Here is a 12,405-nt window from a genome sequence, read left to right on the forward strand (position 1 = left end):
TTAGGCCTCCACGGGGAAGTTTTGGGACAGGCGGTTGGCGGACATCACCACTGCGACCAGCGCAATGCCGGGCAGGATGATGAGCCACCAGGCGGTGGCCATGAAGTCGCGGCCCTCGGCGATGATAAGCCCCCACTCCGGGGTCGGCGGCGGGGCGCCGTAGCCCAGGAATCCGAGGATGGACAGCTGCAGGATGGCGGTGCCGAATTGCAGGGTGGCCAGGGCGATAACAGGGGTGAGTGAATTAGGAAGGATATGGCGGAAAAGCACCGTGGCGTGGGTGGCGCCGGCACCGTAGGCGGCCTCGATGTAGTCCGAGCTGGCCACGGTGATCACCTGGGAGCGGGCCAGGCGCGCGAAGGTCGCCACCGAGGTCGCGCCGACGGCCACCGCCGCCTGCACGGAGCCGAAGCCCAGCACGATGATGATCGACAGCGACAACAAGATGCCGGGGATGGACAGCAGCACGTCGACGACGCGCATGAGAACGCTATCCACCGCTCCTCGCAGGGAGCCGGCGAGAAGACCGATCAGCGTGCCGACGACGAGGCCGACGGCCACGGCGATCAGCGCGCCGAGCAGCGACTGGCGGGCACCATAAACGATGCGCGCGTAGAGATCGCGGCCCACCGCGTCCGTTCCCATAAGGTGGCCGGACTCCCCCGGCGGCAACAGGGCCACATCGGTGCCCGCATAGGGGTCAGCCGAGGTGAACAAGCTCGGGAAGAACGCAGCCAGGAAGGCAATCGCGAGGATCACAATGGCGATGAGGGAACCCGGCGCGAGCCACGGGTTCGCGGTGTGGCGGCGCGGCGCCCGTGTAGAACGCAGCGGTTTGGTGTGCGTCATGCTCATGAGCGCACCGTCCTTTCCGAAGTAGCGGCCGACGTGGTGGCGGAATCTGTGCTGCGGCGAGCGGCACGCTCCGAGGCGCTGGCACGCAGGCGCGGGTCCAGCACCGGGTAGAGCAGATCCACGACGAGGTTAATGATGATGTAGGAAGTTGCGGCGATGAGAACCACCGCCAGCAGAACCGGGGTATCACGGTTAGCCACGGCCTGGGCCACCATGTAGCCCAAGCCGGTGCGGCCGAAGACGGTTTCGGTAACCACGGCACCACCGACGAGCTCGCCGAAGAGCAGGCCCGCCATGGTCAAGGTGGGCAGCAACGAATTACGCAGGACGGTGCGCCAGAAGATCCAGGACTCCGAGGCACCACGAGAGCGCACCGCCTGGACGAAGGGCCGCGACTGCGTCTCATCAATGGAGCGAATCAACACCTGAATCAACGGCGCGGCCATGGGCACCGACAGCGTCAGGGTGGGCAGGATGAGGCCCTCCACGCTGCCGGGTTCGATAACACGCACCCAGCCCAGCTGGAAGGAAAAGAACTGGATGAGCAGGATGGCGATCCAGAATCCCGGCAGCGAGACCATGAAGGAAGGCAGGCCCCGGAAGAAGGAACCGATGGCACCGAGGCCCGGTAGCGTCGCCAAGAAGGCAACAAGCACGGCCACAATGAGCGCGAGACCGATGGCGCTGGCGGCGAGGATGAGGGTGTGGGGAAGGGCGTCGGCAAGCAGCGTGGCTACCGGGGCGCCCGACTGCGTGGAATTGCCAAAGTGCCCGGTGAGGAAGCCGCCCAGGGAGGTGAAGTACTGCACCACGAGCGGCTTGTCGACGCCCATCTCCTCCCGAATAGCCTCAATCTCCGCCTGGGACAGGCCCAGGGCTGGGTCGCCGAAGCGCGACTGGACGGCATCCGACGGCAGCGCCGAAAGTAGCAGGAAGGCCACGGTATAAGTAATGAGCAGCACGAGGAGGGCCTGCCCAATGCGGCTGAGAATTTGGCGGGTTGTCATTTATTTCTCCTCCTCATTCGACGCGGCGTCGATGCTGACCTCGTAGAACCACGGGCGGGCTACCGATTCCGGGCTAAAGCCAGTGATGCCCGGTCGCACGGCATAGACCACGGGCTCCTCGAAGAGCGGAAGCACGTAGGCCTGCTCGGTGATGTAGTCCTGGACTTCTTCCGTGGCCTTGATGCGGCCTTCTTTGTCGGGGGTGTCGAGGACGGCGTCGAGAAGCCCCTGCAGGTGCTCGTCGATGGGATTGCCCTCCGCGTCCTGGTTGAGGAAGGCATCACGGTTGTTGATGCCGTAGAGCGAGGTGATGACGTCATAGTCGGCTCGGCCCACCATCGAGTGGTAGATCTGCACCTTGTCGACGTCCTTGGCATCGGCGTTCTGCGTGGCCTGGTCGCCGGCATTGACTCGGATGCCGATGCCCAGCTCACCCAGCTGGTCCTGCACCATGGTCATGACCTCTTTGGAGCGCGGCTGCGGCAAGGCGGTATTGGTGCGCAAGACGAGGCGCTGGCCGTCCTTGACGCGGATGCCATCGGGACCGGCCTCCCAGCCGGCCTCGTCGAGAAGCCGCTTGGACTCCTCGGGGTCGAAGGTGTAGGCGGCGGACTGGTCCTTGTAGGCCAGGCCGGTCTTGGCCACCGTCGAGGTGGCCAGTGGGTAAGACTCGGAGAAGAGAACGCGGAGAATCTCCTCGCGGTCCACGCCGTGGATGATGGCCTCGCGCACGCGCTTATCTTGCAGCAGCGGGTGGTCGAAGCGGAAGGCGAATTGGTTGTTCATGGAGTTGGTACCGCTCGAGACGATGTCAACGCCTTGTTCTTTCAGCAGCGACTCCTGCGGGGCGGAGATCTGGCGGGCGATATCGGCCTGGCCGGAGAGGATAGCGCCGGTGCGCACGGACTCTTCGGCGGCGAGGATGTAGTGGACGCCGTCGATGTCCGCGCGGCCCTGGTGCTTGACCGCTGGCGGAGCCCAGTCATAGTCCTCGCGGGTCTTGAGCTTGAGGTCGGTGCCGATTTCTTCCGATTCCACCACGAAGGGGCCGGAGCCAATAACGTTGACCGCGTTGCCGGGGCCGAAGCCCTCGTTGTCTAAAGCCAACGTGGAATCGGAGAGCAACCCGGCGTTATAAGCAGAGGTGGCCTGGAGGAAGCCCGGGGAGGGCTGAGTGAAGTAGAACTTCACGGTGTCCTCGTCCACGACTTCGCCGCGGTCATAGTTGGCGATCTGCTCGGAGCTGGTCAGCGTGCGGGATTTATCGCCGCGGCCGAAGAGGTCGAAGTTGGCCACGACGTTCTCGGCGGTCAAAGGAGAACCATCGGAGTAGGTGACGTCGGTGCGGATAGTAAACGTGTATTCCGTGGCATCGGCGTTGACCTTGGGCATCTCCGTGGCGATCCATGGCGAGAGTTCCAGGGTCTCGGGATCCTGATAAAGGAGGCGGTCGGTCAGCTGGTTGACCACGCCACCGTTGGGGTAAAAGCCGGCGGCCGGCGGATAGAGCGTGCGGAAGAATTGCGGCTCGAGGTAGGTGAGGACGTTATCCTCCCCGTCCGGCCGATCCGCGGCAGAGCAGCCCGCTAAGGCGAGGGCTGCTGCCAGGGTGGCGGCGAGTGCGCGTAGAGTTTTCACGGTAATGCTTTCAGAAAGTCGGTAGTCGGTTTGTGCTGTGTCTCTGGATTTAACACAACGCATACTGAGCGGTATTATTCCACTAGACAGCACAGTCTAAAAGTTTGAGGTTGATTTATATGCCCGCCATCGCCATCGTCGGGGCCGGCCCGCGCGGTATCTCGCTGGTCGAGCGCCTTGCGGCCCATCTGCGCGCGACCCCCCTTCATTCACCCCTGCGACTCCACATCATCGACGATGCCCCGCTGGGCGCTGGCCGCATTTGGGATACCGAGCAGACCCGCACGCTGTGTATGAACACGTTGGCTGGCGCGGTCACGCTATTTACTGAGCCCGGCTCCACGACCACCGCGCCGGTACTCGAAGGCCCCATCCTCTACGAGTGGATTCAGCTTCTGCGCGGCGAGCGCCCCTCCATCTCCCCCGCCAAACTAGAGCTTTATGATTCCCACCCGCCACGCGAAGGGCTTGCTGCCTCTTTTGCCGAAGAGCTCGCGCAGACCCGCCCGGAATCCAACCCCTCCCGCGCGCTCTACGGCGCCTACCTGGAGTGGGTCTTCGAGGTTGCGCTGGCTCAGCTGCCGGAGAGCGTGGACGTCGTCCAGCACCGCGCCCGCGCGCTGTCCGTGGAGGAGCACGGTGAGCAGGACGCCATCAAGCTTTCGGACGGCACTACCGTCACCGCCGACGCCACCGTCCTGGCCTATGGCTGGCAGGTGCCTGCGCTGAGCGAATCCGAGCGCTCACTGGCGGAGGCTGCGGATTCCGGCCTGCACTGGGTGCGCCCGGATAACCCCGTGGAGCAGCCGGTATCTGAGGTCCCTGCGGGCGAGAAGGTCCTGGTCCGCGGCCTGGGCATGGGCTTCTTCGATGTCATGGCGCTGCTCACCATCGACCGTGGCGGCGAGTTCGTGGAGGATCCCTCCACCCGCTCCGGCCTGCGCTACGAGCCGAACGGTGAGGAGCCGCACTTCATCGTTTCCTCCGGCCGCGGCTATCCCTATATCCCGAAGTCGGAGTACCACGCGCTGCCGCCGAAGGCTGCGCTGACCCGCTTCCGCGCCGCGGTCGCCGCGATTGATCCGGAGGCGGAGTTTGACTTTGGCACGCAGCTACTGCCACACATTCTGCGCGATGCTTACGCCGAGTACTACGAGAACCAGGCCCGTGTATCCCCTAATGCCCTGCAGCGCCCGCTCGAGGATATCCTCGCCACGATTGATGCCACCGCGGTGGATGCCGACGACCTGGCAGACATGGCGGACCAGCTGCGCGTCGCGCTCGACGGCGTTTCGACTGAGCCGCTCGACCTTGCGCACTGGGCGCACCCGCTGGCGGACTTCGAGGGCACTGAGATCACCGAGTACATCGCCGAAGGCTTGGCGCGGGATATCGTCGAAGCTGTCGCCGCCGCCGATTCCCCGCTGAAGTCCGCGCTGTGGGCCATTTCCGCAGCGCGCAAGCCCTCCTCCATCGCCGGTTCGGAAGGCCGAATGACGTGGGAGTCCCGCACCAGCACGTACAAGGAGTTCATGGCTTTCGGACAGATGGTGGGGTCGGGTCCGCCGCTCTTCCGCACTCGCCAGCTGCTCGCGCTTGTCGACGCCGGCCTCGTCACCTTCCTGGGCCAGCGCCCCCAGCTGGAGATCAGCGAGAAGTTCTCGCTGCGCACCGCGCACGGTGAGGCTTCCTCCACCTGGCTTATCGACGCCTGGATGCACTCCCCCGATGTCCGCCGCGCCGGCGATCCACTCGCGGTGTCCCTCAATGGGCGCGTGCGCGCCTTCGTCGATCATGGCCAGGCCACCGGCTCGCCGGAGACGACGTGGAACCGCCGCGCGGTCAACCCCGGTGGCACCGAGGACCCGCGCCTGCACATCGTGGGCATCCCCACCTATTCGCAGTGGCCGGATACCACCATCTCCCCCATGCCGGGCACGGATCCGCTCATGCTGCAGGAGACCGACCGCACGGCCGGATCCCTGCTCACTTCCCTCTAATCACACACAGCGCAAGCGCCGAGGCCCACACTGCCTTGGCGCTTAGCGTGCACAGCAGCCCTCGACGCTGCGATGGTATTAATGGAGCGCGTCGAGGGCCTGCTCCAAGTCCGCGAGCAGGTCATCAATGGACTCGATACCCACGGAAATGCGCACAAGGTCTGCTGGCGGGACGAGCTCGGAGCCCTCAGCGGAGATGTGTGTCATGTTCTGCGGGTGCTCGATGAGGGACTCCACGCCGCCGAGGGACTCCGCCAGCGAGATGAGCTTGGTATTGAGGCAAATCTGGCGGGCATGCTCCTCGCTGTGGAAGCGCACGGACATCATGCCGCCGAAGCCGCGCATCTGCTTCTTCGCCAGCTCGTGGCCCGGGTGCGAGGGCAGGCCCGGGTAGAGAACCTGCTTGACCTCTGGGCGGGACTCCAAGAACTCAGCCACAGCCTGCGCATTGGAACAGTGGCGATCCATGCGGACTTCCAAGGTCTTGATGCCGCGGGCGGTGAGGTAGGCGTCGAAAGGCGAGGACACCGCACCGACGTTGCCTTGGAAGTACAGCAGGCGCTCATCCATCTCCGCGGAGTTGGTCACGACCGCGCCGCCCAGCACATCCGAGTGGCCGCCCAGGTACTTCGTGGTGGAGTGCAGGACATGATCCGCGCCCAGCTCCAAAGGATTCTGCAGGTGGGGCGTGGCAAAGGTGTTGTCGACGACAATCTGGGCGTCGCCAGTCGCCTTGACCACCTTAGCGACCGCAGCGATATCCGTGATCGTCGTCGCCGGATTGGTCGGGGTCTCCAACCAGATCAGCTTGGTGTTCTCCTTCAACGCCGCCTCCACCGCCGCGGTATCGGCGGTATTGACGATGGACAGCTCGATTCCCCACTCACCGTAATCATGGTGCAGGAGACGGTACATGCCGCCATAGGCATCGTTGCCGAGGATGACGTGGTCACCCGGGCGCACGAGGATGCGGATGAGGGTATCCACCGCCGCCATGCCCGTGGCGAAACAGCGGGCGTATTCAGCGTTCTCTAGCGCGGCGAGAGTTTTCTCCAGAGAGTGAACGGTGGGATTGGCCACGCGCCCGTACTCATAGCCGCCGCGCAGCTGCGCGAGGCCATCTTGTTGGTACGTGGTGGAGGCATAGATCGGTACATTGATGGATCCCATGTAAGGATCCGGCTGGTAACCGGCATGGATGGAACGGGAGGAAAAGCCAAGAGTGCGGTTGTCAGTCATGAGGCACAAGTCTAGACCAAGCTGTTCAGTTGTGAGAAAGGCTAGCTTTTTATATTCAACTCTCTTCCCTACCATCGGTAGGCGTCAGTCGTGAGCGATAGCAGAAAGGACACACGTGACCAGATCAACCACATACCTCAGAGCTTCCGCCGTGCAGAGCGACGGGGCTGTCGACGCGGTCACCCGCTGGTGGCAAACAGAAAACATGCAGTCCTGGCTCATCGACAAACCCATCGGCATCGCGCTCATCCTCGTCGTCGCCATCATCGGCAGTTGGCTGCTGCGCCGACTCATCACGAAGCTGGCCGACAACAGCATCAAGAAGGGCAAGCTCAGCTCGCCGCTCTCCCCGCGCAAAGCTCACCGAACAACCGATAAGGTGCTCGAACAGACGCAGGAGGCACGGCGCACCTCCCGCATCCAGACCCTCGCCGGCGTCGGCCGCTCCGCGGTGGCTATTTTTGTCTGGGTGTGGGCAGCGCTGGCCATCTTGGACAAGCTCGGCGTCAACGTCGCCCCGCTCGTGGCCTCGGCCGGCGTGGTTGGTGTCGCGCTTGGTTTCGGCGCCCAGGCGCTGGTCAAAGACTTCCTGTCCGGCATCTTCATGCTCATGGAGGATCAGTACGGCATCGGTGACACCATCGACCTCGGCAACGGTGTCTTCGGCGACGTAGAGTCCATTTCCCTGCGCATCACCACGGTCCGCGATATCGATGGCGCACTGTGGTACGTCCGCAACGGCGAAATCTTGCAGGTGGCCAACCATTCCGACCGCTACTCCGTAGCCCGCGTCCAGGTCCCGATTGCGCTGAGCAACGACCCCACCCGCGCAGTCGACGTCATCACCTCCGCGGCAGAGGACGCCGCCCGTGACTCCGAGATCAAGGACTTTATCCTGGCCACGCCGACGGTCAATGGCATGTCCGGCCTGGAAGTTGACCACATGTCCTACCGCGTTTCCGTCAAGACGCTACCGGGCAAGCAGTGGGACGTGCAGCGAGCGATGCAGGCAAGGATCCTCACCGCTATGCATTCAGAGGGGATCACTACGCCCTACCCACGCGGGATGGCTATCTTTGATCTGGAAGAACCCAGCCTGACGCGAAAGGAAGATTAGGCGTGCAACCAACAAGCGTGTACGAAGCCGTCGGTGGAATGGAGACCTTTGAGAAACTCGTCGGCGGTTTCTACGCCCAGGTGCGCGAAGACGATCTCATCGGACCGATGTACCCACAGCAGGACTGGGAGGGCGCACAGCAGCGCCTGACCTGGTTCCTCGTGCAGTATTGGGGAGGCCCGCAGCTCTTCTCCGAACAGCGCGGCCACCCGCGCCTGCGCATGCGCCATGCGCCCTACCCCATCGACATGGCAGCCCACGATCGCTGGCTCGAGCTCATGAGCAACTCCTTGGCACGGATCGACGAAGAGACCATCCCACCGGCCTATCGCGCCATGATTTGGGACCACATGGAGCGAGTGGCGGCGATGCTCATCAACCGCGCCCCTTAAAGCCCGAAGGCGTCCTTTACTGGCTGGGACACCAGCTCTCCCCCACGCGTCATGAGTCCATCAGCTAGGCCCGGGAAGCGCTCAACCGCACCATCGAAACCATCAGCAGCCAGCGCGCGCATATAGGGCAGAGTGGCAGAGCCCAGCGCCCGGGCAGACGTATTCGCCACCGCGCCCGGCATGTTAGCCACGCAGTAGAAGATGGTGTCGTGCACCTTAAAGGTGGGCTCGTCGTGCGAGGTCTTGTGGGAGTTCTCGAAGCAGCCGCCTTGGTCAATGGCGACGTCGACAAGCACGGCGCCCTTCTTCATCCGCTTGACCACATCCTCGCGCACCAACTTCGGGGCCGCAGCACCTGGAACAAGCACCGCGCCGATGACCAGGTCCGCCTCCAGCAGCTCTTCCTCCAGTGCCGATGGATCCGACACGATGGTGCGCACGCTGCCTTGATACTGCTCATCAAAGCGCTGCAGCACGTGCGGGTCCAGGTCCAACACCGTCACTTCGCCGCGCAGGCCATGCGCCATCGCGACTGCCGACGCCCCCACCTGGCCACCGCCGATGACGACGACGCGAGCCGGCCGCGTACCTGGTACGCCGGAGACCAGCAACCCGCGCCCGCCTTCGGTGGACAGCAAATGATGCGTGCCCTCGATTACTGCAAGACGACCAGCCACCTGGGACATCGGGGTCAGCAGTGGCAGGGTGCCGCGAGAGTCAGACACGGTTTCATAGGCTACGGCCGTCGTACCCGACTTCATCAGGGCTTCCGTCAACGGGCGGTCCGCGGCTAGGTGCAGGTAGGTAAACAGCAGCAGATCCTCGCGCAAATAGCCATACTCGGACTCCAACGGTTCCTTGACCTTGACCACCATTTCCGCGGCCCAGGCCTCCGCAGCAGTGGGCACGATGGTCGCGCCGGCGGCCTGATACTCGGAGTCAGGGAAGGAGGCACCTTCCCCCGCCATGGTCTCAACCAGAACCTCATGGCCGTCTTTAATCAGCGTGTCCGCCGCGCTCGGGGTCAGCGCGACGCGGTTTTCGTTGTTCATTATTTCTTTGGGTACGCCAATACGCATGCTTCGAGCAATCTCCTTTTGCTGAAGAAATAGAATTCGACCCCTTTAGGGTAACGCAGATCACCCCTTTTGTGTGCCGCCTCAGCCCAATCAGATCCAAGGTAGGCATAGCGCTCTGTGGCAGCCGTAGCGCTATTTATGCAAAGCCTCGCCGTGGACGGTCGCTGTAGGCGCCGCACTGGCGGGGTACGTATTGCTTTAGAACTTTTAGAACAAGGACAGCCGCGTCGAGTGATAGACGCTGCCATAGGGCGCGTCGAGGCGCACCCACCGCCCCTTGCCCGCCACGCGAAGGTGGCGGGGGATCTCGAGTGAGGCGGCAAAGCCCGGGATGAGACCCAAGCTCGTGCAGGCAAAGATCATCCGCATGGGAATCTCCACCTGAGTCTCCGCATCATTCACGGTGAGCACCGTCTGATTCAACAGGCTCTTCGGAGGCCCCATCGGCCCGGAGAATTGGCGGGCCAGCTGGCGCCCCTTGTCCGCGAGTTCACGGACAACGTCGACCGGCAGCGAGTCAATTTCCCGAAAGCCCTGTTCCGGCGGCAAGGCCCCCGGCCAGGACGGGTCGCGCGCTGGGCCCAAATCAAGTTCCACGCCTCCTTCGTGGCCGAGGGAGTCGGGGGCGGTGTGGAGGGCGTCGAGAAGCGCCTGCGCCGATACCACGGCGCCGTCGCGGCCCACGGTCCCCTCGCAACGCCGCGCCACGACAACGTCGAACGGCGTGGTCACGAAGACCTCAGCCTGGTTGGTGTCGTACTGACGCAGGCGCACCGCTGCGGATGCATCCAGCCCCGTCGCGCGGGAGAGGAGGGCGCGAAGCCCTACCCCACCGCTGCGCAGTGTCAGAGTTTCGCTCTCCATTACTGCTGCTCAAGCTCGACGACGGCGTGCTCCAAGATAATGTTGCGCTCCTGCTCAGAGACCTCTCGCGGCATCTGAGTAGCCGGGTCAATGGTGACCTGCACGCAATCAATGACGCAGGCCACTTGGCCCCGCGCATCCTTGATCGTCTGGCGAGTCGTGAAAGACGTGGTGCCGAGACGCACCACCGTGGTTTCCACCGTCACCGTTCCATGGCGTCCATCCCACTTGATGGGGCGGACATAGTCCGCTTCGATGTGGCGAACGAAAGCCACCATGTTGACGCCGCGAGCGTAGAAGTGGTGCATGGCAAAAGCCAAGCGCGCTTCCTGCGCCAGCTCAATGAAGTTGGCGTTCATCATGTGGCCGTACATGTCAAAGTCCGACCAGCGCACGCCCACAGTAAGCGCGTGGACGTTGTCCTTGGTCTTCTCCGACACAACATTCTGAGCGGACATTCCAGGTTCCTTCCGGAGTTCGTGCTTTAACGCTAGGGACTAAAAGGCCCTAGCGGCTGAGCTTACGGTGGGTAACGCGGGACGGGCGTGCAGCCTCCTCGCCGAGGCGCTCGACCTTGTTCTTCTCGTAGTCGCCGAAGTTGCCCTCAAACCAGAACCACTGGCCTTCTGCGACGTTGCCCTCCCACGCCAAGATGTGGGTACAGGTGCGGTCGAGGAACCAGCGATCGTGGGAAATGACCACGGCGCAGCCAGGGAACTTCTCCAGGGCGTTTTCCAGGGAGCCCAGGGTTTCCACGTCCAAGTCGTTGGTCGGCTCATCGAGGAGGATCAGGTTGCCGCCTTCCTTAAGCGTCAAGGCCAGGTTCAGGCGGTTACGCTCACCACCGGAGAGAACCTTGGAAGGCTTTTGCTGGTCAGCGCCCTTGAAACCGAAAGCGGAGAGGTAGGCGCGGGACGGCATCTCGTTCTGACCAACGTGGATGTAATCCAGCCCGTCGGAGACGACCTCCCACACGGTGGCTTCCGGGTCGATGTTCTCGCGGCCCTGGTCAACATAAGACAGCTTGACGGTCTCGCCGACATCGACGGAACCGGAATCCGGCTGTTCCAATCCCACGATGGTCTTGAACAGGGTGGACTTACCCACACCGTTCGGTCCGATGACACCGACGATGCCGTTGCGCGGCAAGGTGAAGGAAAGATCCTTGATGAGGACGCGGCCGTCGAAGCCCTTGGTCAGGTTCTTGACCTCCACGACCTTGTTGCCCAGGCGCGGCGGAGTCGGAATCTGAATCTCTTCGAAGTCGAGCTTCTTGTACTGCTCGGCCTCCGCAGCCATTTCCTCGTAGCGCTGGAGACGAGCCTTGTTCTTGGCCTGGCGGGCCTTCGCTCCGGAGCGAACCCACGCGAGCTCGTCCTTGAGGCGCTTCTGCAGCTTCTTGTCCTTAGCGCCAGCAATCTCGAGACGCTCGGCCTTCTTCTCCAGGTAGGTGGAGTAGTTGCCCTCGTAGGGGTAGAGCTTGCCGCGGTCAACCTCACAGATCCAGCCCGCGACGTGGTCGAGGAAGTAGCGGTCGTGGGTCACGGCAAGGACCGCACCCGGGTAGGTCTCGAGGTGCTTCTCCAGCCACTGGACGGACTCGGCGTCCAGGTGGTTAGTAGGCTCGTCGAGCAGCAGCAGGTCCGGCTCACTCAGCAGCAGCTTGGCCAACGCAACGCGGCGGCGCTCACCACCGGAAAGGTTGGTCACCGGATCATCGGACGGCGGGCAGCGCAACGCTTCCATAGCCTGCTCGATCTTGGAATCTACTTCCCAGGCATCGGCGGCATCCAGCTCCTCCTGGAGCTTGCCCATCTCCTCCATGAGTTCATCGGAGTAGTTGGTGGCCATCTCTTCAGCAATCTCTTCGAAGCGCTGCTTCTTCTGGAAGATTTCTCCGAGGCCCTCTTCGACGTTCTCACGGACCGTCTTTTCCTCGTTGAGCGGCGGCTCCTGGAGGAGGATGCCGACGGTCTTGCCCGGATCGATGAAAGCCTCACCGTTGGAAGGCTGATCCAGTCCGGCCATAATCTTCAGGATCGAGGACTTACCTGCACCGTTGGGGCCCACGACGCCGATCTTGGCGCCCGGGTAGAAAGCCATGGTGACGTTGTCCAAAATAACCTTGTCACCGATGGCCTTACGCACGTTTTTCATCGTGTAGATGAATTCGCCCATGTTTCACCCTTTGCTTCTGTCAGGATTGGTAAATAA

11 protein-coding genes are annotated in these 12,405 nt (G+C 63.1%); 3 read left to right on the forward strand and 8 right to left on the reverse strand.

Features of this window, described 5'->3' with window-relative positions; all coding sequences use genetic code 11:
- Genes CAURI_RS10700 through CAURI_RS10710 form a run of 3 tightly spaced genes read right to left on the reverse strand, consistent with a single transcriptional unit; the run spans position 1 to position 3,563 of the window.
- Positions 1 to 855 carry an ABC transporter permease gene (locus CAURI_RS10700; protein WP_010191161.1) on the reverse strand — a complete coding sequence of 285 codons (855 nt, stop codon included), beginning with the start codon at positions 853 to 855 and terminating at the stop codon, positions 1 to 3.
- Complete coding sequence (locus tag CAURI_RS10705; RefSeq protein WP_010191162.1) at positions 852 to 1,862, reverse strand: ABC transporter permease; 1,011 nt, start codon at positions 1,860 to 1,862, stop codon at positions 852 to 854. The genes CAURI_RS10700 and CAURI_RS10705 overlap by 4 nt, the downstream gene beginning before the upstream one ends.
- On the reverse strand, positions 1,863 to 3,563 hold the full coding sequence (locus tag CAURI_RS10710) for a TIGR04028 family ABC transporter substrate-binding protein (protein WP_012715257.1): 1,701 nt from the start codon (positions 3,561 to 3,563) through the stop codon (positions 1,863 to 1,865).
- 56 nt (positions 3,564 to 3,619) lie between these two features.
- On the opposite strand from CAURI_RS10710, the gene CAURI_RS10715 reads away from it, so the two are divergent.
- Complete coding sequence (locus CAURI_RS10715) at positions 3,620 to 5,500, forward strand: FAD/NAD(P)-binding protein (protein ID WP_010191164.1); 1,881 nt, start codon at positions 3,620 to 3,622, stop codon at positions 5,498 to 5,500.
- 78 nt (positions 5,501 to 5,578) lie between these two features.
- On the opposite strand, the gene CAURI_RS10720 is transcribed toward CAURI_RS10715, so the two are convergent.
- Positions 5,579 to 6,739 (reverse strand): cystathionine gamma-synthase, encoded by a 1,161-nt coding sequence (locus tag CAURI_RS10720; RefSeq protein WP_010191165.1) that lies wholly within the window; start codon positions 6,737 to 6,739, stop codon positions 5,579 to 5,581.
- A gap of 115 nt (positions 6,740 to 6,854) precedes the next feature.
- On the opposite strand from CAURI_RS10720, the gene CAURI_RS10725 reads away from it, so the two are divergent.
- A complete protein-coding gene (locus CAURI_RS10725) occupies positions 6,855 to 7,856 on the forward strand; it encodes a mechanosensitive ion channel family protein (protein WP_012715258.1) in 1,002 nt (333 codons plus the stop codon).
- A 2-nt stretch (positions 7,857 to 7,858) separates the two neighbouring features.
- A complete protein-coding gene (locus tag CAURI_RS10730; RefSeq protein WP_010191167.1) occupies positions 7,859 to 8,248 on the forward strand; it encodes a globin in 390 nt (129 codons plus the stop codon).
- Here CAURI_RS10730 and ald read toward each other — a convergent pair.
- From ald to ettA, 4 genes are all read right to left on the reverse strand, one after another.
- Complete coding sequence (gene ald, locus CAURI_RS10735; RefSeq protein ID WP_012715259.1) at positions 8,245 to 9,327, reverse strand: alanine dehydrogenase; 1,083 nt, start codon at positions 9,325 to 9,327, stop codon at positions 8,245 to 8,247. The genes CAURI_RS10730 and ald overlap by 4 nt on opposite strands.
- A 207-nt stretch (positions 9,328 to 9,534) precedes the next feature.
- Positions 9,535 to 10,191: a DUF8185 domain-containing protein gene (locus CAURI_RS10740; RefSeq protein ID WP_010191169.1), complete on the reverse strand. Its 657-nt coding sequence runs from the start codon at positions 10,189 to 10,191 to the stop codon at positions 9,535 to 9,537.
- Complete coding sequence (locus CAURI_RS10745; protein ID WP_010191171.1) at positions 10,191 to 10,649, reverse strand: acyl-CoA thioesterase; 459 nt, start codon at positions 10,647 to 10,649, stop codon at positions 10,191 to 10,193. The genes CAURI_RS10740 and CAURI_RS10745 overlap by 1 nt, the downstream gene beginning before the upstream one ends.
- A 49-nt stretch (positions 10,650 to 10,698) precedes the next feature.
- Positions 10,699 to 12,369, reverse strand: a complete 1,671-nt coding sequence (gene ettA / locus CAURI_RS10750; protein WP_010191172.1) for an energy-dependent translational throttle protein EttA — start codon at positions 12,367 to 12,369, stop codon at positions 10,699 to 10,701.
- Positions 12,370 to 12,405 lie beyond the last annotated feature (36 nt).

Source organism: Corynebacterium aurimucosum ATCC 700975, from assembly GCF_000022905.1.
In the GTDB taxonomy this organism is placed as follows: domain Bacteria; phylum Actinomycetota; class Actinomycetes; order Mycobacteriales; family Mycobacteriaceae; genus Corynebacterium; species Corynebacterium aurimucosum_F.

Bases quoted from the DNA above. Each gene is read 5' to 3' on its own strand.
- CAURI_RS10700 (WP_010191161.1), bottom strand. From the start codon at position 855: ATGAGCATGACGCACACCAAACCGCTGCGTTCTACACGGGCGCCGCGC.
- CAURI_RS10705 (WP_010191162.1), bottom strand. From the start codon at position 1,862: ATGACAACCCGCCAAATTCTCAGCCGCATTGGGCAGGCCCTCCTCGTG.
- CAURI_RS10710 (WP_012715257.1), bottom strand. From the start codon at position 3,563: ATGCGTTGTGTTAAATCCAGAGACACAGCACAAACCGACTACCGACTT.
- CAURI_RS10715 (WP_010191164.1), top strand. From the start codon at position 3,620: ATGCCCGCCATCGCCATCGTCGGGGCCGGCCCGCGCGGTATCTCGCTG.
- CAURI_RS10720 (WP_010191165.1), bottom strand. From the start codon at position 6,739: ATGACTGACAACCGCACTCTTGGCTTTTCCTCCCGTTCCATCCATGCC.
- ald (WP_012715259.1), bottom strand. From the start codon at position 9,327: ATGCGTATTGGCGTACCCAAAGAAATAATGAACAACGAAAACCGCGTC.
- CAURI_RS10740 (WP_010191169.1), bottom strand. From the start codon at position 10,191: ATGGAGAGCGAAACTCTGACACTGCGCAGCGGTGGGGTAGGGCTTCGC.
- CAURI_RS10745 (WP_010191171.1), bottom strand. From the start codon at position 10,649: ATGTCCGCTCAGAATGTTGTGTCGGAGAAGACCAAGGACAACGTCCAC.
- ettA (WP_010191172.1), bottom strand. From the start codon at position 12,369: ATGGGCGAATTCATCTACACGATGAAAAACGTGCGTAAGGCCATCGGT.